Genomic DNA, 24,468 nt, shown 5'->3' on the forward strand with positions numbered 1-24,468 from the left:
TCGCAGATTCACCGCATTTACCCGTAACCCGCCAGGGCAAATGCGCTGCGCGCAATACGCATTTCGTTTTTACTTTTTTTATTCATACTATTTCCCTGGCACATCGACGCCCTGCGCGCTAGAATCCCAAGACCAAATTTGGGAGGATTTCACTTGTGATGTGCACTACCCGTCGTTTCACATTAGCCGCTCTCGCTATCAGCATTACCTCATTCAACGCCGCAGCGGCGACCCCGAATGATGCAGCTCCCCTGGGAAAATTACCGCGCTGGGTTCAACCGCTGGCCTACCATCTCGACCTCAGCATAGATCCCCGCCAGACTGATTATTCCGGCAACGCCACCATCGACATCGAACTCAAGCAAGCCGCCGATCACCTGTGGCTGCATGGCCAGGATTTGAGTGTCGGCAAGGTCACGTTGACCGATGCCGCGAAAAAAATTCACTCGGCGCAGTACAAGGCAGTGGCGCCGAAGGAAGGCGTCGCCGAACTCGATTTCGGCAAGATACTTCCAGCCGGACGCTACAGCGTCAGCCTGGAATACAGCGCGCCCTTTAATCAGCAACTGGAAGGCGTGTACAAGGTCAGCAGCCAAGGCGCGCCATACGTGATCACGCAAATGGAAGCAATCAGCGCCCGCTACGCCTTCCCCGGTTTCGACGAACCCGCTTTCAAGACGCCGTTCACGCTGAGCCTGAGCGTCCCTGAAAACCAGGTCGCGGTAGCCAACACGCAGCAGGTCGCCGAACAAAAATTGGAGAACGGTTGGCACAAGCTCAGCTTCGCACCCACCACGCCGTTGCCGACCTATCTGGTGGCGTTCGCGGTCGGTCCTTGGGATGTCGTAGACGGGCCGCAGATCCCGGCCACGCAATGGCGCAAGCAGCCAATCCCATTGCGCGGCATCGCTCCGCAGGGCGAAGGTCCGCGCATCAAACCGGCGCTGGCGCAGACACCGGCGATCATCACCGCGCTGGAAGATTATTTCGGCTTCGGCTATCCGTTCGACAAGGTGGATCTGCTTGCAGCACCTGATTTCGCTGCCGGCGCGATGGAAAATCCCGGCCTGGTGACTTTCCGCGACTACCTGATGCTGCTGGACGCGCACTCTCCCGCCAATAATGTCCGCAGCTCATTTAACGTGGTCGCGCATGAACTCGCGCATCAATGGTTCGGCGACACGGTAACGATGCCATGGTGGGACGATCTCTGGTTGAACGAAGCTTTCGCCACCTGGATGCAAAGCAAGATCACGCAACAGCTACATCCTGAATACCACGCCGACCTGGAATTGATCAGCAGCGCCAACCACGCAATGCAAAGCGACAGCCTGGTCAGCGTGCGCCGCATCCGCCAACCAATCACCAATAACGGCGATATCGAAACCGCGTTCGACGGCATCACCTATCAAAAAGGTGCGGCAGTACTGAACATGTTCGAACGCTATTTGGGCGCCGATGTATTCCGCCAAGGCGTCCGCACCTACATCAAGCAGCATCAGTTCGGCAATGCCACGGCGGACGACCTGGTCAGCGCGTTGGCCAAGGCATCGGGCAAAGACCAGCGCTTCGCCAAGGCCATGCGCAGCTTCCTTGACCAGTCTGGTGTGCCACTAGTAGACACCGCGCTGACCTGGGAAAGCGGCCAGGCTGTGCTGCACCTGAAGCAGCAGCGCTACCTGCCGCTCGGCTCGACCGGTGATGCCAAACGCCTGTGGGGCATTCCGGTATGCGTCCGCTATAGCGTCGACGCCGCTGCGGCCAGCAAGACAAAATGCGAATTGCTGGACCAGGAACAAGGCAAGATGGTGCTGCCGGGAGCGACCGCGGCCAGCTGGTACATGCCGAACGCAGACGCCGCCGGCTACTATCGATTCAACATGGCGCACGCCGATCTGGCGCGTCTGACCGAGAACCTGGCATCGATTCCCGACAACGAGCAACTGGCCTACGCGGATGCCATCAATGCAGGCTTCAATCGCGGCGATCTCGATGCCTCTGCCGTGCTGGCGGCAGCGCCCCGGCTGGCACAATCGGGCAGTCGCGAAGTCGCTACTGCGCTGCTGCCGTCGCTCCAATGGCTGTCGAAATACGAAGCCAGCACCAATCTCCAGCATGCTCGACTGACCGACCTGGCGCGCAAGGTTTACCTGCCGCGCCTACAGCAGCTTGGCTATCAGCGCCGCGCCAACGAAAGCCAGGATGATGCACTGTTGCGCGCCACGCTGGCCGAATTCCTGGCGCTCGACATCAAATTGCCGGAAGTGCGCAAGGCATTGTTGGCGCAAGGCGACCAGGCACTGCAAACAGGCGCCGACGGCAAGCTGGAACTGACACGCGCCAATCCTGACCTGCTGCGCTCGGTGCTGGCGGTCAGCGCGCAGGACCGTGGCACGCCTGCCATCGACATCCTGGTCAAGGCACTCGGCAGCACCAGCGAACCGGCGCAGCGCATGGCCATTTTGGGCGGCCTGGGTGCTGCCACCACATCCGCCAATGCCGAGCGCGCCCGCAACCTAGCGCTCGATCCGCTGGTCAAGGTCGGCGAAATGAGCACCCTGCTGCGCGCCAGCAGGGAAGACGGCGAAGGCCGCGAAGCCATGTGGAAATGGTTCATTGCCAATCATGACCAACTGATCAGCCGCAGCGGCGAATCGTCCGGCGGCAGGTTGCCGGGGCTGGTAGCTGGCGATGCTTGTTCGCAAAGCGAGGCGGATCGCCTGACAGCTTTCTTCGAACCGATGCTTGGCAAATTGACCGGCGCTGAACGCGGATTGGCGCAGACCCGCGAAAACACCTTGCTATGTACAGCATTGCGCGACAAGCAGGATCCCGCGGCGATCCTGCGTTGATAGCGGGCTAGTGTTTTCCTGAAAATGATAAAACGATATAAGATTGTGGTTTGGCTTTTTCAAAAAAGTGTTTAAAACGTGGCAACAAACGGAGTGCATCCTGGTGGGCCGCAGCAGTTCGGTTATAGCAGTCTACCAACCGCGCAATAGATTTTTCAGAATGCCTACAAGGCTGTTTTTCCGACGACTTCTCATAAGGATTACTTACTCGTGAAACGATCTCTCATTTGTGCAGCAGTGCTGACCATGATTGCGGGCTACACAGCCTCCACCGCCAGCTTTGCCCAAACTCAATCGCCGTCGCCACGCACCGTTGCAGCTGCAGTAGTCGCTACAACCCTGGCCAGCGGCATCGACATGCAGAACGCCGACCTGTCGGTGCGCCCGCAGGACGATTTCTATAACTACGTCAACGGCACCTGGCTCAAGAAAACCGAAATCCCGGCGGATAAATCGTCGTGGGGCGCCTTCTACGAGCTGCGCGAAAATTCGTTGAACCAGCTGCATACCATCGTCGATGCAGTTAGCGCTGAAAAAGATCTGACACCAGGCTCCAACAAGCAAAAGATCGCTGACCTGTACGCCAGCTACATGGATGAGCCAGCACTGGAAACGCTCGGCATCAAGCCGCTCGGCGCTGAATTCGCCAAGGTCGATGCACTGAAGGACAAGAAACAGATCGCCGGCCTGATCGCCCATCTGAACAGCATCGGCGTCAACGCACCGTTCGACATCGGCATTCACCAGGATGCCAAGGATTCAACCAGGGTCATCGCCGATCTCGGCCAGAGCGGCCTCGGCCTGCCGGACCGCGATTACTACCTGAAAGCTGACGACGCCAAGCTGAAGGACACACTGAATAAATACCGTGCGCACATCGAGACCATGTTGACGATGTCCGGCGACAAGGCTGCAAAGAAAAATGCCGCCAGCATCGTCGCACTGGAAACCGCATTGGCGAAAGTGCAATGGACCAAGGTCGAGAACCGCGATCCGGTCAAGACCTACAACCGGGTTGAACTGGCACAGCTGCAAACACTGGCGCCACATTTCAACTGGAATGACTACCTGTCCGACGCCGACTTGAAAGACAAGGTGACGTATCTGGTGATCAGCCAGCCAAGCTACATCAAGGGCCTGGACAAGATCATTCAAAGCACGCCGCTGCCGGTCTGGAAGGCTTATTTCAAATGGCATGTGCTGAGCAGCTTTGCCTCCGATCTGTCCAAGGAATATGTTGACCAGAACTTCGCTTTCAAAGGCACTGTGCTGCGCGGCATTCCACAAAACGAGCCACGCTGGAAGCGCGGCATGAACGTGCTGGAAGCCGGCATCGGCGAAGGCCTGGGCCAGCTGTATGTCGAACAGTTCTTCCCGCCGGAAAACAAGGCCCGCATGGAAAAACTGGTAGGCAACCTGATCGCTGCCTACCATCAAAGCATCGACGGCCTGGACTGGATGGGACCGGACACCAAGAAACAGGCGCAAAAGAAATTGTCCACCCTGATGCTGAAGATCGGCTATCCGGATAAATGGCGCGATTACTCCAGCCTGGTCATCAAGCGTGACGACCTGGTCGGCAATCTGATCCGTGCCAACGAGTTCGAATACAAGCGCAACATCAACAAACTCGGCAAGCCGGTCGACCGTACCGAATGGGGCATGACGCCGCAAACCGTGAACGCCTACTACAACCCGGAATTCAACGAAATCGTTTTCCCGGCAGCCATCCTGCAACCGCCGTTCTTCAACGCCAACGCTGACGATGCTGTCAACTACGGCGGCATCGGCGCGGTCATCGGCCACGAAATCAGCCACGGCTTCGATGACCAGGGCAGCCAGTACGACGAAATCGGCAACCTGCGCGACTGGTGGACCAAGGAAGATCACGAGAAATTCGCCGTCAAGACCAAGGCCCTGGTGGATCAGTACAGCGCCTACAGCCCCGTTCCGGGCTACAAGGTCAACGGTGAACTGACTTTAGGCGAAAACATTGCCGACAACTCCGGCCTGGCGATTGCCTACAAGGCCTATCACCTGTCGCTGGATGGCAAGCCGGCGCCAGTGATCGACGGCCTGACCGGCGATCAGCGCCTGTATCTGGGCTGGGGCCAGGTATGGCGCGGCAAGGTACGCGACGCGCAAGCGATCGTCTACGTCAAGACCGATCCGCACTCGCCGCCACGCTTCCGCGGCAACGGCACACTGGAAAACCAACCAGGCTTCTACAGCGCATTCGATGTCAAGCCGGGCGACAAGATGTACCTGCCGCCTGAGCAACGCGTCATCATGTGGTAAGCGCCTGATGCAGTAATTCTGCTCTCAAACTCAAAGCCACCGACTTGTCGGTGGCTTTTTTTTGCGTCGAATCAGCTGCCGATCACTCCAGATAATTGAGGCGGATCCACTGGGCATCGATGTCGGGCGCGTTGCGCAAATAATTCTCCATGCCTGCAATCAATTTAACCCGCCGGATTTCGTACTCTGCATGGAAGGTCCATTTCAGGGCATCTGCATGACGTCAGTTTTGGCCGCCGATTGGCCGGCCGCGGTACATGAGCCGGCACAAATACCACGATTCGCGACGTCTGGTGCAAATAAGCAAATACATTAACTGCTGCCAAACCACCCCCTTCTTTTGTTTTCTTCAAGCAATAACTCTATAATATGCGTTAGGGCAATATTGGGGGATTGCTATATTTCTCCCAACATTGCGCAGTTTGATCAACATCTGAAAGTAGCGTTCATGCATCTTCACCGCCATCTCCTATCGTTTGTGCTGCCGCTGATTGTCGGCATCAGCAGCCCGCTCTCCTCCACCTTTGCCGAATCAGGCGTGACCGATCAGAAAATCGTGCTGGGACAATCTGCTGCATTTACTGGTCCGGCGGCACAATTGGGGATTCAGATGAATGCAGGCGCCAAGGCCTATTTCGATTCCGTCAATGAACAAGGCGGCGTATATGGGCGACGCATCGAGATCATCAAGGCTGACGATAAATACGAGGCAGACCTGGCTGCCGCCAACACCAAACGGTTGATCGAAAAAGACGACGTATTTGCCTTGTTCGGCTATGTCGGCACGCCGACCAGCAATGCTGCCTTACCGATTTTCACCGAAGCCGGCGTGCCGTTCTTCGCGCCGGTCACCGGCGCCCAATCGCTGCGCGAGCCGCTGAACCGCCAGGTCTTCAACATTCGCGCCGGTTACTTTGACGAAACCGAGCACCTGGTTGAAAAGCTGGCGAACGTCGGCATCAAGAGCATCGCCGTGTTCTACCAGAACGATGCCTATGGCCGTGCCGGGCTGGAAGGCGTACAGCGCGCGATGAAAAAATTGAATCTGGAACTGGTTGAATCGGCGACGGTGGAACGCAACAGCACCGACGTCAGCAAAGCCGTGAGCAAGATCCTGCCAAAACGCCCTGCTGCCGTGATCCAGATCAGCGCCTATGCGTCGTGCGCCGCCTACATCAAGGAAATGCGCAAGGCGGGCTATAACGGCCAGTTCTATAACGTTTCCTTCGTCGGCAGCCAGGCGCTGGCCGATGCGCTGGGCAAGGATGGCGAAGGTGTTGTGATTTCTCAGGTCGTTCCATTCCCTTGGAGCTCGTCAGCCCCGGTGGTGGTCGAATATGCCAAGCTGATGGAAAAATCCGGAGTCAAAGAACCCAATTTCTCCAGTCTGGAGGGATTCATTGCGGCCAAGATATTTGTTGAAGGCTTGAAGCGCGCCGGCAAGGATTTGACTCGGGCAAAACTGGTCAAGGCGCTGGAATCGATCAATATGAAGAACTACAACGGCGGCGGTTTCGACATCAACTTTAGCGGTAGCAATCATAACGGCTCGAAGTTTGTCGACATGACCATGATCACCAGGGACAAGAAATTCCTGAATTGATTTGATGTGTTTTGTATTGGCGATCTGACTCCACATAAAAACCCGGTATCAAGCCGTAATGCCGTTCAGTGAAGGCTGAACGGCATTTTTATTTGTGAAAACCGTTAGGGTGTGCAAAGGCAAAGCTGACATGTCCGCTTTTTTAAGCACACCTCCAGAGTAGCGCCTGTCATTCCCGCGAACGCGGGAATCCACGTTACGCAACATAGATCCCCGCGTTCGCGGGGATGACGCAGATGGTAGTGTTATCCGATGTAAAAAATGAAACGTGGGCTTGAGTGGACACTCGTGCGCATGCGGAACGTTGCTTAATCGATGAGAGAATCCAGCGTGAGCAGAAATCTGTCCGCGCCGCTGCCATATAAAAATGTGACGTCTCAAATCGGGGTTAATACCGCCTGCCCTGAAAAATGGCGGTCGGCGTTTTCCAGGAACAAACGCACCGTTTCCGCCACCGACTCCGGCGACCAGCCGGCCACATGCGGTGTCAGCACAGCGTTCGGCAAATCCAGCAGTTCCACCGGCGGCAATGGCTCGCTTTCATAGACATCGAGACCGGCGCCAGCGATCCGCCCTTCGCGCAAGGCCAGCGCCAAGGCAGCGGTATCGATCACGCTGCCGCGTGCGATATTGACGATGAAGCCGCGTGGCCCCAACGCATCCAGTATCTGCCGATTGATCAGGTGTTTGGTGCCGGCGCCGCCAGGCGTGGCGACCACCAGAAAGTCAGCCCATTGCGCCAGTTCAAGTGGAGATGCGAAATATTCAAATGGAATGTCGGCGCGCGCCGAGCGGTTGTGATAGCCGATCGTGATGTCGAAGCCGGCCGCACGTCGGGCGATTTGCCTGCCGATCGTGCCCATGCCGATAATCCCAAGCCGTTTGCCGGAAACGCTTGGCGGCAGCGGCAGCGCGTCGCGCCAGATTCCCTTATGCAAAGCCACGCCCAACTGCGGAATGCCGCGCACTGTCGCCAACAACAGACCCATCGCGTGGTCGGCAACGCAGGCATCGTTGGTGCCGGCGCCGTTGGACACGGTGATGCCGCGTTCGCGCGCTGCGGCAACATCGATATTTTCAAAACCTGCGCCCAGCGCGGAAATCAATTCCAGCTTGGGCAACGCAGCAATTTCCTGTGCCTGCAAGCCGATCGAGCCGATGGTCAGCACTACCTGTATTTCAGCAGCGTGGCTGGCAATGGCGGCACGCCGCAGCTCCGCTGTCGGCGCATACACAATGTGGAAATGCTGGCCGATACGCTGCAGGCTTTCGTCGGACAGGGGATTAAGGATCAGTAAGGTAGAGAGCATCGGATATCGGCGAAGAGGGGTTTAAACAAGGCGCGCCATGCTGACGCTGCATGCAATGATATCCGCGAAAGGCCTTTGCCCGCTGGCCGTCGCCAATTCTGCTTTTGATCAAGCTGCGACAGGCCGGCGATGCGGCTGCATGGGTGTAATTGACAGGTATAATTCGGCGCCGCGCGGCAACGGTGGGCTGAGCCATGGCGCGACCGGTGGCGCTTGACATAACTGTAGCGAAGTCATTTTCAAGGATCGACATGCAAATCTGGTTATTGCAACTTGGCGTCATCATTCTTGCTGCGCTGATCTGCGGCGCTGTGGCTGAACGGCTGGGGCAATCGAGGGTGGTCGGAGAAATCGCCGCCGGCCTGTTGCTGGGCCCGTCGATCCTCGGCGCAGTCGATATCGATCTGTATCACTCCCTGTTTTCCAGTGCGACGATGCCGGCCATGTCGCAACTAGGCGAATTCGGCCTGATACTGCTGATGTTTCAGCTGGGCTTGCACCTGGATGTCAATAGCCTGCAAGGGCGCGCCAGGATGACTGCACCGCTAGCGATTTCGTTACTTGGAATGATTATCCCTTTCGTCCTGGGCTGCGCTATCGGCGTCATCTCCAGGCCAATCGTCGCTCCGCAGGTTACGCCATTGGGCTACATTCTGTTTTGCGGCCTCGCGCTGTCCATTTCCGCGGTGCCGGTGATGGCGCGAATAGTCATGGATCTGCGCATGACCGGCGCACCGGCGGCAACGCTTGCCATGGCGGCCGCCACGTTCACTGATCTCCTCGGCTGGCTGATGCTGGCAGTGATTGCGGCCCTCGCCGCGGGTACATTTTCCTTCGGCCAGACGCTGCGCGATCTCGGCCTGCTGTGCGCGTTTGTCGCCGCCTCCGTGTTGATCGCCAGACCGCTGTGGCAGCGCCTGCTCAATCGTCGCAAGGAAATGGCGATGTCGCCAGCGATATTGGCATGCGTCATCTGCTATGTCCTGCTCTCCTCGTGGATCACGGCAACGATCGGTTTTCACAGCGCCTTCGGCGCATTGATGGCGGCACTGGTCCTGCGTGGCCAGCCCGAACTCGTGCAAGCCTGGCGCCAACGGATAGAAGGCTTTGTAGAGCTGGTCCTGATGCCGGTTTTTTTTGCTTATGCAGGCATCCGCGTTTCGCTGGGCAGTGTGCAATCGGCGGATTTCTGGCCGTGGTTTTTCCTGTTCCTGGCTGCTGCAATCCTGGGAAAATTCGGGGGCAGCTATCTGGGCGCGCGCCTGTCGGGCATCTCGCACCGCGACGCCAGGGTGATTGGCGCGTTAATGAATACCCGCGGCTTGATGGAACTGATCGTACTGACGATCGGTTTGCAGTTGGGCATCTTGCCGGTCCCAGTGTACTCAATGCTGGTGTTGATGGCTCTGGTGACAACAGCCATGACCGTGCCGTTGCTGCGGCGTTGGCAACGGCAGGAAAGTGTTGTTGCGGACGATCGAAAAATGGATGAGGAAGATCCGATGCCGATCTGAGAGCGATTGCAACCGCTCTCAAGAAGCATACAAACCATTCGACATCGACACACATGCTAGTGAAGCAATGCACATCCAGCACAGCCAATTTGCGGTGTCACCTGAGCTTATATGACAATGTTTAACATAAAAATAACAATTTAATATCAAAATTGACAGTTATTTATTATAAAATTTGCATTAAGCAGTAACGTCATCTAGACTGAATCAATGTTTCCAAGCGGAAATTAACTCTAGTGGCAATCGGCCCGCATCAGGGACTTAACGCCATCCATGCTTGCAGCCAAGGTAGCAGCGTCATTATTTTCAAGTGCAAGAGCATTTCGGCAACCGTTTCAAGCATAGAACACAGGACCTCGCGAAGCTTATCTCAACAGGGTCGCACTTAACCCGGCCAGTCGAGGGTGAAATTGAAAGTCCTATCCATCTTTGGTACACGCCCGGAGGCCGTCAAAATGGCTCCGGTCGTCAAGGCGCTCTCGCGCGAAGCAGGCATCGAATCGCTGGTCTGCGTCACGGGACAGCATCGACTCATGCTCCAGCAGGTACTGGACCTGTTTCAGATCAAGGTCGATCACAGCCTGGATGTCATGCTGCCGAACCAGACGCTGAACGGCTTGAGCGCACGCCTGATTTCCTTGCTCGATCCAGTGCTGGAAGCTGTCAAGCCGGATCGGATCCTGGTGCATGGCGACACCACGACGGCGATGATGGCGGCATTGGCGGCCTTTCATCGGCGCATACCGGTGGCGCATGTCGAAGCCGGTTTGCGCACCGGCGATCTGAGCCAACCCTGGCCGGAAGAAATGAACCGCCGCTTTGTCGATGTCGTCAGCGATGTGCTATTTGCCCCGACCGCCGGCGCCAAAGCCAATCTCGCCGGAGAACATCTGGCCGGCCGCATCATTATCACCGGCAATACGGTGATTGATGCATTACGCCTGACCACCGAGCAGATAAGTAAGGATGCGCGGCTGCGCCAAAACCTCGACTCTCACTTCCCCTATCTCGAATCAGGTCGCAAGCTGCTGCTGGTAACCGGGCATCGGCGTGAGAATTTTGGCAATGGTTTTGCGGAAATTTGCGACGCGCTGGCAAAGCTGGCGCGACGCTCGGATATACAGATCGTCTATCCGGTGCATCTGAATCCGAATGTGCAAGGGCCGGTACAAGCAGCGTTGTCGCACCTGCCGAACGTCCATCTGATCGAACCGCTGGATTATTTGCTGTTTGTACGTTTGATGCAGCGCGCCCATGTAATACTGACAGATTCCGGCGGCGTGCAGGAAGAGGCGCCATCATTGGGCAAGCCGGTACTGGTAATGCGCAACGTCACCGAGCGTCCGGAAGCGGTCGCTGCCGGCACGGTACAGTTGGTTGGCACCGATTCGGCGCGTATTGCCGCTGCGGTTGACCGGCTCTACGATGACGACGACGCCTGGCAACAGGCGACCCATCGCCTTAATCCTTACGGTGACGGACGCGCATCGGAGCGGATCGTCGATGTGCTGTGCGAAAGATCCATGGATGAATTCGGGGTGGAGAAGTTTGATCAACTAGAACAAGCGACACTGCTGGCAAAAGCATCTCAATAAATCCGGCAACCGATCAATGCAGGGAGTCGATTATGCGTTACCCGCTTCATGTGCTGCGTCAGGCAGCGAGATACGGATGCTTGTCTGCTCCATGTGCATTATTTCCCGCCATTGCAACGGCATCTGAACAACAAGCACCGCCGTTGCATTTCGACCTGCGCCTGATCGAGCTGGACCTGATTACAGCCATCCTCGGCTTTCTCATCTTCCTGCTAGTCATCTATACGATGCGGCACTACCTGTTCACCGTTAACCGCCTGTTCGGCCGGCAGCGTCAGCCCTATCTCGACATTGAGCAGGCCTCCTGGCCGCAAGTGGTTGTCTGCGTTGCCGCCCACAATGAAGAACGGGTGATTGCCGACGCCTTGCATGCCCTGCTCGAAGTCGACTACCCGCGCGACAAGTTGATCATCATGCCGATGAACGACCGTTCTACCGACGGCACCCGCGAAATCATCGATCGCATCGCTGCAGAAAATCCCGACCGTTTCATGCTGTTCCATCGCAGCGAGGGACGCCCAGGCAAGGCCGCCGCATTGCGCGACGCCACAGAAAAAATCCAGGCTGAAATCATCATCGTGTTTGACGCCGATTATCTTCCGGCGCGCGGCCTGATCAAGCAGTTGGTAGCGCCATTCTTCGATCCGGAAGTCGGCGCCATCATGGGGCGGGTCGTTCCCATCAATGCCGGCGCCAACCTGTTGACACGCCTGCTCGACCTGGAGCGCGCCGGCGGTTATCAGGTCGACCAGGCGGCACGCATGAATCTTGGCCTGGTGCCGCAGTATGGTGGTACCGTCGGCGGCGTGCGACGCTGCGCGCTGGAGGAAATCGGCGGCTGGAATATCGACATGCTGGCCGAAGATACCGACGTCACGTTCCGTCTATTGCAGCACGGCTGGAAAACCGTGTATCAAAACCGTTCCGAATGTTATGAGGAAGTGCCCGAGGTATGGCCTGTCAGAATCAGGCAGATTAGCAGATGGTCGCGCGGCCACAACCAGGTGATGGGCCGCAACCTGATGCGCCTGCTGAGAAATCGCCGCATCAGCCTGCGCGAAAGAATCGACGGCGCATTGTTGCTGTGCGTCTTCATCATGCCGCCGCTGCTGCTGGTTGGCTGGGCGCTGACCATCATCCAGTTCTTCATGACCTCGCACCAGTGGTTGTTCGGCTGGCTGGCTCTGAGCGGCATGGTGGCCTATGGCGCATTCGGCACCAACGCAGCCTTTTTTGAAATGGCCGCCGCCACCTACCTGGACGGCAATCGCAACCGCATCCGCCTGCTGCCACTGAACATATTCGGCTTCTTGATCAGCCTGGTCTCCATCTCTCGTGCAGCGGTCAGCCAAATCCTCGATGCGATACGGAAGCGCGAACTGGTCTGGCACAAAACCGAAAGATTCAGGAGCTCTCCAGCCTCGCCGATCCAGGACCTGATGTCTCCATTGGACAGCACACCGGTCATCGCGCCGACTACGCTCAGCGAGAAGGCATCTTGAACATGTTGTTTCCGGCGCTATTGCTATTCAGCGTGATCTCCATCCTTTTCGTGCCATTCATTCCAGCTGTGGCCGAGTGGCTGCGTCCTACCGACGTTGCGCCGCTGCCGGTGCGCAGGAACGAAGTCAACAATCTGCGTTATTTTGCCGACAGCTTTCGCCAGCGCATTCTCAATATGCCAGACGTCGATTTCACAAAGCTGCGGCTTTTACAAACTGACCGCACCGTCAGCATCGGCGACAACCTGAACATCGTGCACCAGCAGGTCGGCGGCGGCAACGCCGTCGACTACCATCCTGCGACGTTGAACATACTGCAAAAAACGAACGGTATCGTCATTTTCGTGCACGATGCAGTCTTGCCGCCGGGTAGCCAGACCCAAGCTGACCTGTTCGCAGCTTCCAATCTTACCGTCGGCGAAGGCGCAAGCCTGCGCGCCTGCTCGGCGCAAGGCGTCATCACACTTGGCGCCGAAACGGTCGTGCATCGCTGGATCGATGCGCCTTGCATCCATGTCGGCAGCAACGCATCGATTGACGGACGCATTACCGCGCTCACGGAAATCAACTTCTCCACCAACAGCAGATTCGTGCGGGCCGGCGCGCCGGACATGCGCTTCGGCACATCCGTCAGCACCGCCGAAGCAGCACCGCCGGCGCGTTCTTTCCGGGTGCGACATGTTCTCGATGACGGTGCGCAGCAATCGCCGCAGGCTATCCAGAACGGCGATTTCGTGGTGCGCGGGCCCTACCTGATCCGCTCGGGCACAACGGTATTCGGCAACATCAAGACATATGGCGATTTGCAGCTGGAACAAGGAACTGCCATTGCCGGCAGCATCGTTTCTAACAATAATATTGTGCTGGCGCGAGGATGCTCCGTACTCGGCCCGGTGATCAGCCAGAACGATATCGTCATCGGCCCGGATTGCCGCATCGGTACGCCAGATGCCCCCACCACCATGATCTGCAGGAAATTATCCATTGCCGCAGGCTGCATCGTGCATGGCGTGATAACGACCCAGGACGGCGCGACGGTAATACCGACGGAGACAAACCATGCGACCTGATCCGCGTCGCGCGACACGCGTTGTGCAAGCCATGCGAACGACATCGGCGCGGCTGCTTGCAGCCATCGGCTTACTCAGTCTCTGCCACATGATGCCCGCGATCGCGGCAGACAATTCCCCGGACGCTCCCATGTTTGCCGATTTTTCTCTGCCCAATGGCGCCATCACGGTCTTCGCAAAAGGCGATTATGTCGAACCGTATTTCGCGCTGAAAGCCTTGTTGGCAGCGCATCGCCTGGGCGTCGACGTGACCCAGACAACCTCGGCGTTCGCCCATTGGCTACTACCGTTCCAGCAGGCTAACGGCCCCTTCCCTCGGGTCTGCCGCAGCGGCGCCAACGATTGGCTGGCCTGCGGACCAGCCGACGCCGACGATTGGCTGGCCTGCGGACCAGCCGACGCCGACGATTCTCTGGATGCGCTCTGGTGCCTGGCCGTAGCGGAAATCCTGCCGGGCGATAAGGTATTGGCCGCCAGTTGCACCAGGTCGCTGGAAAACCTGGCAACCCTGTGGAATCCTGCGCAGCAAACTTTTCGTGCCTTGTCCGGCGGCAGTGCGGCCTATTTTGCCGATAACGTCGAGGTGATCGGCGCGCTCGCCTATTTGCGCCGCGATCGCGCAGCAAGCAGCCGCTTTGCCGTACAGCTGGCGGCGTTGCCCAGCGTGGCGGGCATGCAAAAAGGGCTGCGTCAAAATTATGGCTACGATCCGAATGGTGCACTCGAGCCGGAACGCGCCAGCGTACCGCCCACGCCCTACGGCTTCTATCCGAATGCGGTGGCGCCGGTTTATCTATGGCTGTACCAGCTACGCAGCGGCGCCAGCGGCGAGCGCTACTGGCAGGTCTGGAAAGAGCGCTACGGTGAAAAATGGCTGGCCGGTGAAAGCGATCATTTCCCGTGGGGGTTGATCGCCTGGGCTGCCTATCTCGCGGGGGATCAGGCAAGCGCACGCGCTTGGCTCAAGAATGCCGATGCCTGGCGCCTTGCGGGCCGCTGGAATATCGTCGAAGAAGGCGTGCGGACGGGCCTGAGCCATGCACTGCAATCTTCCGCCGCGGAGAAATCGCCATGAGCACCGCGGGCCGCAGCAAATGGAACAAGGTATGGTTGACGCTATTGGTGATCGCCATCGTCGGCGCCGCCGCCATCTGGATTGAGCGCATCCGAGAAATCGCTCCGGCGCGCTGGTCGAGCGACGCCATCGCACTGATCCTACCGGACAACCTGTCTGAAGCGAACCGCCTGTATGCATCGGCGTGGCTGGACGCCGCGTCTGAAGAAGGCATCCGGCTGGAAACTGTTACGGCATCGGAATTCGCACGACGTGGCTTACAAGGTGAACGTCCGTTTGCCGGCGCGATACTGCCCGATACCATCCACCGCCAGATCAGCACCGCCTTCGTCAACCAGGTCAGTCGTTTTGTGGAGCACGGCGGCGCACTGATGCTGGTCGGCGATGCCGGCGTACTGGATGAGAACGGCTACTATACGGAACCGGCGTCGCGCTTTTCAACGCTGGCCGGCATCCCCTATGCCCTGTATAGCAAGCTGCACGACAAGATGTCGTTCAACCCCACCATCTCCGGCAGCCCGCAGATGATGCAGGCGTTGAATCTGCCGCCGGGACGCTGGATCGAAAGCGACGGACAGGCTGTCGTATCCGGCTACGGCGAAGATACCTTGCGCTACCCGGTCCTGCACACCGGCGACACCTATACCGGCACGATACGCATGCAGGCCCAGGGAAAAACAGTGATTGCCGGTGAACATGCATTCGGCAAAGGCCAGGTGCTATTCATCAACCTGCCGCTGGGCTACCTGAAACTACGCACCGACGGTATCCTGATGCATGGCTTCCTGCATTATTTTGCCAACCGCATCATGGGCCAGCCGCAATTGTCGGCCGCGCCCGAAGCGATCGGCGGCCTGGTGCTGAACTGGCACTGCGACGCCAAGATATGCATTCCGGCTATGGAACAGCTGATCAAGGCCGGCGTATTCAAGCGCGGCCCGTTCAGCATTCATGTGACTGCCGGGCCGGACCAGCGTGAATTCGGCGATGGCCTTGGCGTCGACCTGAACAATAACAAGCCATTCCAGGAAACACTGCGCAGCCTGCTTGAGCAAGGCAATGAAATCGGCAGCCACGGTGGCTGGATCCATGACTGGTTCGGCAAGCATCTGTCCGACAGCAACGAGGCGCAAATGACCACCTATCTGGAACAGAATGCGGATGCGATCAAGCGCCTGATCGGTCACGACCAGACCGAATATTCTGCACCTACCGGCAACCAGCCGGCCTGGGTCACCGAATGGCTCGATGCGCAGCATGTCGAAGCCTATTATTTCACCGGAAATATCGGCCAGGGGCCGACCCACACCTATCGCGACGGCCGCCGCGATGGTCATATCTGGTCGTTCCCGGTGCAGACCTACGGCCACATCAGCACCATCGAAGAAGCCTACACCGAACATATCCCGGAAAGTGAAATCAGCAGCTGGTTGACTTCACTGGTGAAATTTACAGAGAATACCGGCCAGATACGATTGATTTACTTCCATCCGCCAGGAGCTGTCCTGTATCCCGACGCCATCAACCAGCTGATGCTCGCCGCCGACGCCGCCACCAAGGAGGGCCGGTTCCGCTGGCGTACCATGACTGACCTGGCGAACTTCATGAGTCGCCGCGAGCAGACCGTGTGGAACATTTCCAGCGGCAACCAGGCCGTGGTGATCGACGCCGCCAATGCCGCCTCGCTGAACCAGTTGACCTGGCTATTTTCCACCTCGCTGTACGCGGAGCCGCAAATTATCGCCGGCAACGCCAAGGTAGAACAGCGTGGCGACACCTGGGCGGTGATCGCCGCCGACGTCAAGCAACTGCGCATTTCAACACCGTTGATAAAGAAGGCACCGCATTGAATACTTTCACCCGTAACGAAGGCGTTCGCCATCCCGCTCGCCGCAAGACATCGATTGCAGCAACGGCGCTAGCCGCATTGGGCATCTCCTTCAGCTGTGCAACCTGTGCCGCCGCTGACGACGATTTCCCGGTGCAAGTGCCCGATTTCCAGCACCCACGCCTGCTGTCGACGCAAAACGTGTCAGCAACGCCGGAGGCACAGATCGCTTCGGTTGCGGTCCCTGCTCCAGCGGTTCCGCCTACACAGCCAGCAGCGACAACAATCGATGTTCACACCAATGAAGCCACCCCAGCCGCGCCAGTCGCGCCCAGTGGAGCGCCCGCCAACGCTGTCCCGGCTGTTGCATTCGATGATCATGTCGTCCCTGTCGCGCCAGCCGAAGCGCCTGCCGCCGTACCGGTAGAACTGCCTCCCGAACGCGCTGCGCTCGAACTGATTGGCGGCGACGGCAAGATGACCAACGGCTATGGCTATGCCCGTGCATTCTCGCTACGCGGCATGGCAGTGACGTCGGCCGGTGTGCTACAGGGAGAATTGACGCAGCAGTCCCGCTTCGGATTTTCGGGAAACTATGGCAACGTCTCGCTGACGCACGATTTCTCCGAAGACTATTACACCAATGTCGGCGTCGGCATTGGCAATAGCCCGCTGTTCCCCAGCTGGCGCGTCGACGCCACCGGATACCGCAAATTCGGCAGCGAACGCCAGTACGTCGCCGGCGTTGGCGCTTACTATGCGAAGGGCAATGAAATCGAGCGCTCCGACCAGGGCCTGCTGTTCACCGGCCTGGCCTATTTCAGCGGCATGGTGATAGAAGGCGGCGTGCGCCTGAACTGGGCCAATCCCGGCGACATACTCGGTCCCAGCGAATACGTAGCTGCCACCTTCGGCAACGACGATCATCGCGCCATCATCATTCGTTACGAACACGCCAAGGAAACCTACAAGGTATTGCCGGGCGGTCCTGAACTGGTGAACTTCAAGAGCAACACGATCAACGTCCAGCTGCGTCAAAGAGTAAGCCGGGACAGCATGCTTCTGGCGGGGCTGGAATACTACCTTAGCCCAGTCTACGATCGGCTCTCGCTCAATCTCGGCTGGCGCTGGAGTCTTAGATGAAACCGAAGCAGGATGCTGCGGCCGATGCAACCGACGCGGAGCAACTGTCGGACGCGGCAAGCGGCATGCCTGACGGCGCACTGCCGATCAAACCCGGTAAAAGACAAGCACGTGACAAGCCACGCCGGCGCGCTGTGATCAACCCTCGTTTCGCCGGCTTTGGCGGCCAGTTGATACAAACGCACCGCGCCCTGCGACGTCTACCCTTCCCTCCCGGCCGCTGGGTCGATGTCTTGCTGGTACCGGCCGTCATCTTCTTTTGTACACTGCTGGCCTGGCCCTGGATTGCCGAGCTATGGGCGGCAATCATCAGGTTCTGGGCCGACGGCCTCGGTAGCGAAGTGCTGTTGAAGGCCGACAAGACGTCCTTCCCTGGAATTGACACCGTACCTTACGCCTACGTTCAGGCCGCGCTTCCCGATCCGCTGCAGTGGTGGAGCGGCATGTTGATCACCATCGCGCTGCTGTTCGGCACCACCCTGCTTCCCGCACGCATGTTGCCGATATCGTATGCGTTGCGCGTGGTTGGCATCATCCAGGCGGCAAGCCAGTTCTATTTCTTTTTCTGGGCGGCCGAATTTCCGTATCAGTCGGCCTCGTCCATCTCCGCACTCACACAATCGTCGACCGTGCTGATCCTGCTGACGCCATGGATCTACGCACTGTTGTACAACATCTTCGACTTTGGCATTGCGCGCAAAATACTGCTGGCGCTGATCGCCGTTCTTTATCTGATTGTGCTGACACCCTTCCAGTACACGTTCGCGGCCTGGATCATGCTGGAATATTCGCTGCTGTGGCATCCACTGATCTACCTGCTCGGTTCCAGCCTGCTGCAGTTCGGCGCCTTGGTCGGGTTTTACTCCTGGGCCATGAGCTGGAAGCGCCGCGAATGACATGTCGTTGCTTGCCCTCGCCGTCCCCCGCTGCGCAAATAAACCTGCTGCAAAGCGGCGCGGCTTATACTGCGCGCATCAGCTATTGTTAAACGATAAGGACACGTTATGAAAAAAACTGGAATGGCAAAGAGCGACGCCAAGAAACTCATGGGAAAAATGAGTGCCCCCAACTCGGCCGGATTTGGCAACGGCGAAACCGTTACGCTGGATCGGCGCGAACAACGCAAACGCGATCAGGCGCTTGGCCTGGTGCCGTTTGCGGTCAAGCTCAACAGCGGACTGGTGCTGCAACTGCAAGCACTGGCAAAGGAACGCCAGCTCGACCTCAATGAAGTGGTTGCCGATGTCCTGGCAAAAGGTCTCGCCGCCTGAACCGGAAATGTGCATTGCGGGGGAGTTGGTTCTTGATGGCGCGGCGCGCTGAAGACTTGGCAGAGAGCTAGCAGGCAAGGCCGATGCGGCTTGCCTGCGGCGAGGATCGATTATGAAGGCAGGTACAAGGGATAGAGAATGTTTTCTTCGCGGGTTATGCGGTCAACCAGCACCTTGCCGAGATTTTCAAACTCGCTCTTGAAACCGGTACGCGCATCCGGCCGCAGCAGCCAATCCTTGCCCTGATATTTATCGAAAAATCAAACGCAACGCGCCCGATTCCGTCCATTTCCCTTTTATAGGAACGATACACTTCAAGCAAATTCGGCTCTTCTGCCAGATTGCGCCGCATGTACGAATACAACTTGACGCCTTCGGTCAGCAAATGGCCATACATCGCCATGCGCATTTCGCGCAATGCCCCCGGAATGCTTTCCCAGCTATCGGAGCTCATCTTGTTCGCCACCGACGAATACATCAACAGCAATGCGGCATGATCGCCCTTTAACTGGGAAATCAGTTTTTCGTCGTATTGAATCTGGTTGTTGGCGGAGCTTGCCGCCGGTTGCAGTTCTGGCCGGGCCGGAGCGGCAGCCCTGACTGGCGGCGGGGACGAAGGGGCCGCCGGCGTTCCCGCCGCGCGCAGCCTTTCCTCATCTTGGTCAACGGTTGCGGATTTATTGAAAATGGATTTCAGCCACATGGTTCACCTCCCCCTTTTTACCGATAGGAATTGCGCCGCTCTCGAACACGTTTCAAATTGTCGTGTTTCCGCGAAGATAATACATTAATTCCCAATGGAAACATATTTCTCAAATGTAATTTTTATGTGTGCATGCACGCCTTCCCCCATTCAGCAAATCCGCGGCCGCAGCGTATCCGTTATCCATCTTTTTGGGCGGAGCGCCCGGGTGGAACAGTTGCAGTCCCACCCCGACAGCAGGCTAATTTCTCAGCATGCCTGGTTTACCCGCTACTTCGCCCGGCTTTGCAAGGCGATCAGAAGGCTGTCCCACAACTGATGCCGTTCGTTGATGGCGCTGATCCCTGCCTCCAGCACCTCCCGCAGCTGGATCGGATCGCCCCCGGTAATCTCGTTGATCATCCGCTCCGCTGCTGGACCGTGATCCCCGGAATCCACTTCGATGTGCCGCTCCAGATAGAAATTAAGCTGCGGCACGGCGGCCGGATCAATCTGCCAGGTATTCAACAGCGCCTGGAACATCTCCGGTATGACATTCTCCCGTCCATAAAAAAAACTGCCGACGACCTGATGCGTCTCAGCCCTTTTGCAGGTAGTGATCGTCGCGTTGACAAACCGCTGAACCGCCGGCTCCACTTCAGCCCGGCCCAATGCAGCCGAAAGTGGATCGCCTTTCTTGATGACGTTCAGGAACTGATTGATCTGTCGTGTCGACGCGCCGATTTCGGTCATCGCAGAAAGGTAAAGATCGAAATGCGTCATGGGTCCATGCGGCGTCATGTCGGACTCCTCACCCAGCACGATTTCGTTGATCAGGCGCGCTGCATTAGGATTCGCTGGCGGATACCACGGGATGGACACCGTGGTCAGGTCACACTGGAGCCGTTTCACCAGCGACATGAAATCCCAGACCGCAAAAACATGCCATTCCATGAACACGCGCAAATCGTCCATCGTGCGGATGGCGGAAAAAACTGCATGGTTGGTCAGCAGCGTGTGTTTTTCCTTGATGCTCAGTTGAAGTGACTCAATGGTAGTTGCCATGTTATCTCCACAAGTTAAGTTACACACAATTGTGTGCGTGATAACACTGGCAGATATATTTCCATGTGGCAACTAACAATTTCAAGAATGCAACAAACATCGCGACGCCAAAACTCGGTACAAGGTATTTGCGAAATCTGACATCTTCTGCAAAGATGCAGCAATGACAATCCGCAGGAAAGAGCATCCGCATGAACCTGATCGACAAACTGCTATCGAGAACGGTTGAGTCAAAACCGGCACTAACCGACAAGGTGCTGGTGCGCGTCTATCTGGACACTGCCGGACACGTACGCGACGTAAAAATCAGGAAAAGCTGCGGCGACCCGGAACGCGATGCGCAAGCGCTACGGGAAATTGCCAACATGCGCTTTCCCAGCAAGGCGCGCGGCGCAAAAACCTCTCACAACTGGCACGATCTGGCCTACACCTTTTCATGATGGGATTCCGGCGGCAATAGTTTGAAGCGCCATATCAAATCAGACAAAAATCAGCTTTCAATTTCGCACATGCGTGCTAAACTCCGCTTCATGGATACCCACACCGAAAAAAGTGAGCTTACGCTGGCTGCGATTATCGATACCGCATTGGACATGGTTGCGACTCAAGGCATGGAAAGCCTGTCACTTGGCGAGGTCGCGAAACGGCTGGACATCAGCAAAAGCGGCGTGTTCTCCCGCGTTGGCTCACGTGAAGCCCTGCGTGAAGCAGTGCTCAACGAGTTCGACCGGCGTTTTAGCGAGGCCGTGTTCGAACCGGCGATGACCATGCCGCGCGGCTTGCCGCGCCTCAACGCTCTGGTGATGAACTGGATCGCGCGGGCCTGCAACGTGACAGGATGCATTTATGTCGCAGGCGCTTTCGAGTATGACGATGTGGATAGCCCGATCCGCGAACGCATGCAGCACAACGTGCTGCGCTGGCGCGCGGTGCTGCGCCGCGCCGTGGTGCAGGCGCTGGAGGCAGGCCACTTGCGACCCGATACCGATCCGGAGCAACTGGTGTTCGAGATTTACAGCCTGATGGTCGGGCTGATGCACGACGCCCGCTTTCTGCGCGATCCCAAAGCTCAGGAGCGGGTGCGCAACGCCTATGAACGCCTGACCTCGACGTATCGCAGTTTCAACTATCACGGGTGAAGCGCCGGCTGCATCGGTGCTTCATTTTTTAACGCACAAATTTCGCACACTCGTGCGAATAAAGGAGTCTGCCATGTTCATTCTTGCCGGATGCATTGCCCTCGCCGTAGTTGCCAGTCTTGGCGCATGGCGCTTGCGCCACATTGCGGAATGGAATATCCCGGCCTGCAACGACGATTTCATCTTCTTTTGAAGGCTGTAACCAATTCGCCATTGCCACTCTCAGAAAGCCCTCATGGACATTTCCTCCAATCCGAGCAACCAGATAGCAACCGCTCCCTCAGCCCGCAGAGCGCCGCCATCCGAGCATCTGCTCACATTGTTAAGAGCCGGCTTGCGCATTTCACAAATCATGCCGCCAGATTGGGCCACGCGCGTCGCTGCGCGACTGTTCTGCACTCCGATTCCCAGCAAACTGGCATCGCGCCATTTTTCGCCGCCGCCGGCGTGCGGATTGAATCGCTGCCGTTTGAACAAGCCTCGCTCACGCTCTATCACTGGCCGGCAGCAGAAAATGCACCGCAGTTGCTGATGACGCATGGATGGGGTGGCTGGGGCTTGCAACTGGTGACGTTGGCCGAGGCGTTGGGCGCCGCCGGCTGGGCCGTCGTGCTGATCGACCAGCCCGCGCACGGACGCAGCGCCGCCTGGCGCAGCACACTGCCGCAGTTTGCGCGGGCGCTCAATTATGCAGCCGCACGCCTGGGCCGAGTGCAAGCCGTGGTTGGCCACTCGATGGGCGGCGCGGCTGCCTGCATCGCTGCGGCAAATGGATTGGCCCTGCGCAAGCTGATCCTGATTTCCGCGCCGATTTCAATGATCCAGGTGACGCACGAGTACGCAACAACCTTCGGCCTGCGTGAAAAATTGCGCGCGAGCATGGTGTCTTACCTGGAAGGGCGCGAGGGAATGGTCTTCGAACGCATGGACGCCATCCATACCGCGCCGCGGATCAACGCTTCAACATTGGTAGTGCATGACCGCGAAGACGCCATCGTGCCTTATTCTGCTGCACAAACACTGATCGAGAACCTGCCGGACGCGCAACTGCTTGAAACCAGTGGCTTGGGACATCGGCGGGTGCTGAAAGACCCAGGCGTAATCCATGCCGTGATGCAATTCCTCGGACCAGCCAGCTAGCCGCCTTCACATTGCCATCCTGCCATGCACAGCAATGTCACGACAGGCACGTTTCCATAATGCGCTCTCGGAATGCATGGAAAGCCGCAACACAACCCGCAAATCGCGGCCTGTTTGCTATCATCCTCCCTTTGCACGCCGCCGTTACCGTGGCCGCCTGCCGATCCGATATGGCGGGATTGGGGCAGCCTTCGCGACGCGTAATGCCCATACTCACCGATACGGTAACTTGATGACAGCCTCCATTGCGCACCCTGCTCCCATCAGCCCCCCTTCTGGCATGATTCCAGAAGGGGCGATCGATGCTGCGGAAAAACATCTGCGCGACATTCTTTCGCTTGCCATCAAGCATAGCGACCGGCACCGCGCTCTGGTAGTGACGGATAGCCGCTGCGATCTCGCAGTAGCCCTCACCGAGGCCTACCGGCGCTGCCTACCAGAGGCGCACTTCATCGATTTTGACTCGGTCACGCCGGACACGGTGCTGGCCGCATTTGCCGAATTGGGTGCCGACGATCTGGTGATACTGGTGCAGTCCACCAACTTCCGCCTTGAGGCTTTCCGCATACGCGTCGAACTCTTCAAGCGCTCGCTCAAGGTGATCGAGCATCCGCACCTGTCGCGCATGCCCTGGCCGCAATCGCTTCATTACATCGAGTCGCTGGCGTATGACCCTGCGTATTATCGCGGCGTCGGCCAGGCACTGAAGGCGCGCATCGACAGCGCTGGCAGCGGCATCGTTGACAGTGGCGGAGAACAACTGGTGTTTGCTTCGCCATTCGAATCGGCCAAGCTGAATATCGGCGACTATAGCGGAATGAACAACGTCGGCGGCCAGTTCCCGATCGGCGAAGTATTCACCGAAGCGCAGGATCTGGAGGCCGTCAATGGCCGTGTACGCATTTTTGTGTTTGGCGACACCTCATTCCGGGTCAACCGGCCAACCAAGCCGATCACTCTCGTCATCAACAAAGGCCGCGTGGTCGACGTGATCGATTCCACACCGGATTTCGACCAGGTGCTCGCCAATATTCGCGCAGACGAAGGCGAAGTGTGGCTGCGTGAACTCGGCTTCGGCATGAACCGCGCTTTTTCGCAGGAGCGCATGGTCAGCGATATCGGCACATATGAACGCATGTGCGGCGTCCACTTGTCGCTCGGCGCCAAACACGGCGTCTACAGCAAACCCAACATCAAGCGTGCCAGCGCCAGATACCATATCGACGTCTTTGCAGTAACGGAAGCGGTCTACCTGGATGACGAAATCGTGTACCGGAACGGCGCCTGGCAAGTCTGATCGCCCCTCGGCAGACGATGCGATTCCGGGATCAGTGATGCGCCAATCCTTCCAGAGGTGATGCGGCAGCCAGCACGACCTGAT

Annotated in this window: 19 protein-coding genes; 16 read left to right on the top strand and 3 right to left on the bottom strand. The window is 57.8% G+C overall.

What is annotated here, in order from left to right:
- Positions 1 to 158: 158 nt before the first annotated feature.
- The 3 genes from CAter10_RS17185 (at position 159) to CAter10_RS17195 (ending at position 6,753) form a co-directional block, all read left to right on the top strand.
- Positions 159 to 2,852, top strand: a complete 2,694-nt coding sequence (locus CAter10_RS17185) for a M1 family metallopeptidase (RefSeq protein WP_061534371.1) — start codon at positions 159 to 161, stop codon at positions 2,850 to 2,852.
- A gap of 210 nt (positions 2,853 to 3,062) precedes the next feature.
- Positions 3,063 to 5,150: a M13 family metallopeptidase gene (locus CAter10_RS17190; protein ID WP_061534372.1), complete on the top strand. Its 2,088-nt coding sequence runs from the start codon at positions 3,063 to 3,065 to the stop codon at positions 5,148 to 5,150.
- A gap of 448 nt (positions 5,151 to 5,598) precedes the next feature.
- Positions 5,599 to 6,753, top strand: coding sequence for an ABC transporter substrate-binding protein (locus tag CAter10_RS17195; RefSeq protein WP_061535430.1), 1,155 nt, complete (start codon positions 5,599 to 5,601; stop codon positions 6,751 to 6,753).
- Between the two features lie 377 nt (positions 6,754 to 7,130).
- Here the strand turns inward: CAter10_RS17195 and CAter10_RS17200 are convergent, their stop codons facing one another.
- Entirely contained in the window at positions 7,131 to 8,063 is a 933-nt protein-coding gene (locus CAter10_RS17200; protein ID WP_061534373.1) for a 2-hydroxyacid dehydrogenase, read from the bottom strand.
- A 251-nt stretch (positions 8,064 to 8,314) separates the two neighbouring features.
- On the opposite strand from CAter10_RS17200, the gene CAter10_RS17210 reads away from it, so the two are divergent.
- From CAter10_RS17210 to CAter10_RS17250, 9 genes are all read left to right on the top strand, one after another.
- Positions 8,315 to 9,577, top strand: a complete 1,263-nt coding sequence (locus CAter10_RS17210; protein ID WP_061534375.1) for a cation:proton antiporter — start codon at positions 8,315 to 8,317, stop codon at positions 9,575 to 9,577.
- Positions 9,578 to 10,032: 455 nt separating this feature from the next.
- Positions 10,033 to 11,172 carry a non-hydrolyzing UDP-N-acetylglucosamine 2-epimerase gene (gene wecB, locus CAter10_RS17215; RefSeq protein WP_061534376.1) on the top strand — a complete coding sequence of 380 codons (1,140 nt, stop codon included), beginning with the start codon at positions 10,033 to 10,035 and terminating at the stop codon, positions 11,170 to 11,172.
- 143 nt (positions 11,173 to 11,315) lie between these two features.
- Positions 11,316 to 12,674 (top strand): glycosyltransferase family 2 protein, encoded by a 1,359-nt coding sequence (locus CAter10_RS17220; protein WP_236905398.1) that lies wholly within the window; start codon positions 11,316 to 11,318, stop codon positions 12,672 to 12,674.
- Entirely contained in the window at positions 12,671 to 13,744 is a 1,074-nt protein-coding gene (locus CAter10_RS17225; protein ID WP_128083118.1) for a polymer-forming cytoskeletal protein, read from the top strand. Before CAter10_RS17220 ends, CAter10_RS17225 begins: the two co-directional genes overlap by 4 nt.
- Positions 13,734 to 14,819: a hypothetical protein gene (locus tag CAter10_RS17230; protein WP_231879026.1), complete on the top strand. Its 1,086-nt coding sequence runs from the start codon at positions 13,734 to 13,736 to the stop codon at positions 14,817 to 14,819. Before CAter10_RS17225 ends, CAter10_RS17230 begins: the two co-directional genes overlap by 11 nt.
- The gene (locus tag CAter10_RS17235) at positions 14,816 to 16,669 is read left to right on the top strand and encodes a polysaccharide deacetylase family protein (RefSeq protein WP_061534378.1); all 1,854 of its coding nucleotides are present in this window, start codon (positions 14,816 to 14,818) and stop codon (positions 16,667 to 16,669) included. The genes CAter10_RS17230 and CAter10_RS17235 overlap by 4 nt, the downstream gene beginning before the upstream one ends.
- Positions 16,666 to 17,790 (top strand): YaiO family outer membrane beta-barrel protein, encoded by a 1,125-nt coding sequence (locus CAter10_RS17240; RefSeq protein WP_061534379.1) that lies wholly within the window; start codon positions 16,666 to 16,668, stop codon positions 17,788 to 17,790. The genes CAter10_RS17235 and CAter10_RS17240 overlap by 4 nt, the downstream gene beginning before the upstream one ends.
- Positions 17,787 to 18,686: a hypothetical protein gene (locus tag CAter10_RS17245; protein ID WP_231879027.1), complete on the top strand. Its 900-nt coding sequence runs from the start codon at positions 17,787 to 17,789 to the stop codon at positions 18,684 to 18,686. The genes CAter10_RS17240 and CAter10_RS17245 overlap by 4 nt, the downstream gene beginning before the upstream one ends.
- A gap of 108 nt (positions 18,687 to 18,794) precedes the next feature.
- A complete protein-coding gene (locus CAter10_RS17250) occupies positions 18,795 to 19,061 on the top strand; it encodes a hypothetical protein (protein WP_061534380.1) in 267 nt (88 codons plus the stop codon).
- A gap of 154 nt (positions 19,062 to 19,215) precedes the next feature.
- Here the strand turns inward: CAter10_RS17250 and CAter10_RS17255 are convergent, their stop codons facing one another.
- Positions 19,216 to 19,764, bottom strand: coding sequence for a hypothetical protein (locus tag CAter10_RS17255; RefSeq protein ID WP_061534381.1), 549 nt, complete (start codon positions 19,762 to 19,764; stop codon positions 19,216 to 19,218).
- 270 nt (positions 19,765 to 20,034) lie between these two features.
- The gene (locus tag CAter10_RS17260; RefSeq protein ID WP_061534382.1) at positions 20,035 to 20,808 is read right to left on the bottom strand and encodes a DUF3050 domain-containing protein; all 774 of its coding nucleotides are present in this window, start codon (positions 20,806 to 20,808) and stop codon (positions 20,035 to 20,037) included.
- 191 nt (positions 20,809 to 20,999) lie between these two features.
- Between CAter10_RS17260 and CAter10_RS17265 the strand changes: the two genes are divergently transcribed.
- The 4 genes from CAter10_RS17265 (at position 21,000) to CAter10_RS17285 (ending at position 24,384) form a co-directional block, all read left to right on the top strand.
- Complete coding sequence (locus CAter10_RS17265) at positions 21,000 to 21,248, top strand: energy transducer TonB family protein (protein WP_061534383.1); 249 nt, start codon at positions 21,000 to 21,002, stop codon at positions 21,246 to 21,248.
- Between the two features lie 90 nt (positions 21,249 to 21,338).
- A complete protein-coding gene (locus tag CAter10_RS17270; RefSeq protein WP_061534384.1) occupies positions 21,339 to 21,947 on the top strand; it encodes a TetR/AcrR family transcriptional regulator in 609 nt (202 codons plus the stop codon).
- A gap of 363 nt (positions 21,948 to 22,310) precedes the next feature.
- A complete protein-coding gene (locus tag CAter10_RS17280) occupies positions 22,311 to 23,087 on the top strand; it encodes an alpha/beta fold hydrolase (protein WP_061534386.1) in 777 nt (258 codons plus the stop codon).
- A gap of 232 nt (positions 23,088 to 23,319) precedes the next feature.
- Positions 23,320 to 24,384: a M29 family metallopeptidase gene (locus tag CAter10_RS17285; protein WP_061535434.1), complete on the top strand. Its 1,065-nt coding sequence runs from the start codon at positions 23,320 to 23,322 to the stop codon at positions 24,382 to 24,384.
- Positions 24,385 to 24,468: the final 84 nt, after the last annotated feature.

This window comes from Collimonas arenae, assembly GCF_001584165.1.
Lineage (GTDB): Bacteria > Pseudomonadota > Gammaproteobacteria > Burkholderiales > Burkholderiaceae_D > Collimonas > Collimonas arenae.

Bases quoted from the DNA above. Each gene is read 5' to 3' on its own strand.
- CAter10_RS17185 (WP_061534371.1), top strand. From the start codon at position 159: ATGTGCACTACCCGTCGTTTCACATTAGCCGCTCTCGCTATCAGCATT.
- CAter10_RS17195 (WP_061535430.1), top strand. From the start codon at position 5,599: ATGCATCTTCACCGCCATCTCCTATCGTTTGTGCTGCCGCTGATTGTC.
- CAter10_RS17200 (WP_061534373.1), bottom strand. From the start codon at position 8,063: ATGCTCTCTACCTTACTGATCCTTAATCCCCTGTCCGACGAAAGCCTG.
- CAter10_RS17210 (WP_061534375.1), top strand. From the start codon at position 8,315: ATGCAAATCTGGTTATTGCAACTTGGCGTCATCATTCTTGCTGCGCTG.
- wecB (WP_061534376.1), top strand. From the start codon at position 10,033: ATGGCTCCGGTCGTCAAGGCGCTCTCGCGCGAAGCAGGCATCGAATCG.
- CAter10_RS17230 (WP_231879026.1), top strand. From the start codon at position 13,734: ATGCGACCTGATCCGCGTCGCGCGACACGCGTTGTGCAAGCCATGCGA.
- CAter10_RS17235 (WP_061534378.1), top strand. From the start codon at position 14,816: ATGAGCACCGCGGGCCGCAGCAAATGGAACAAGGTATGGTTGACGCTA.
- CAter10_RS17245 (WP_231879027.1), top strand. From the start codon at position 17,787: ATGAAACCGAAGCAGGATGCTGCGGCCGATGCAACCGACGCGGAGCAA.
- CAter10_RS17250 (WP_061534380.1), top strand. From the start codon at position 18,795: ATGAAAAAAACTGGAATGGCAAAGAGCGACGCCAAGAAACTCATGGGA.
- CAter10_RS17255 (WP_061534381.1), bottom strand. From the start codon at position 19,764: ATGTGGCTGAAATCCATTTTCAATAAATCCGCAACCGTTGACCAAGAT.
- CAter10_RS17260 (WP_061534382.1), bottom strand. From the start codon at position 20,808: ATGGCAACTACCATTGAGTCACTTCAACTGAGCATCAAGGAAAAACAC.
- CAter10_RS17265 (WP_061534383.1), top strand. From the start codon at position 21,000: ATGAACCTGATCGACAAACTGCTATCGAGAACGGTTGAGTCAAAACCG.
- CAter10_RS17270 (WP_061534384.1), top strand. From the start codon at position 21,339: ATGGATACCCACACCGAAAAAAGTGAGCTTACGCTGGCTGCGATTATC.
- CAter10_RS17285 (WP_061535434.1), top strand. From the start codon at position 23,320: ATGACAGCCTCCATTGCGCACCCTGCTCCCATCAGCCCCCCTTCTGGC.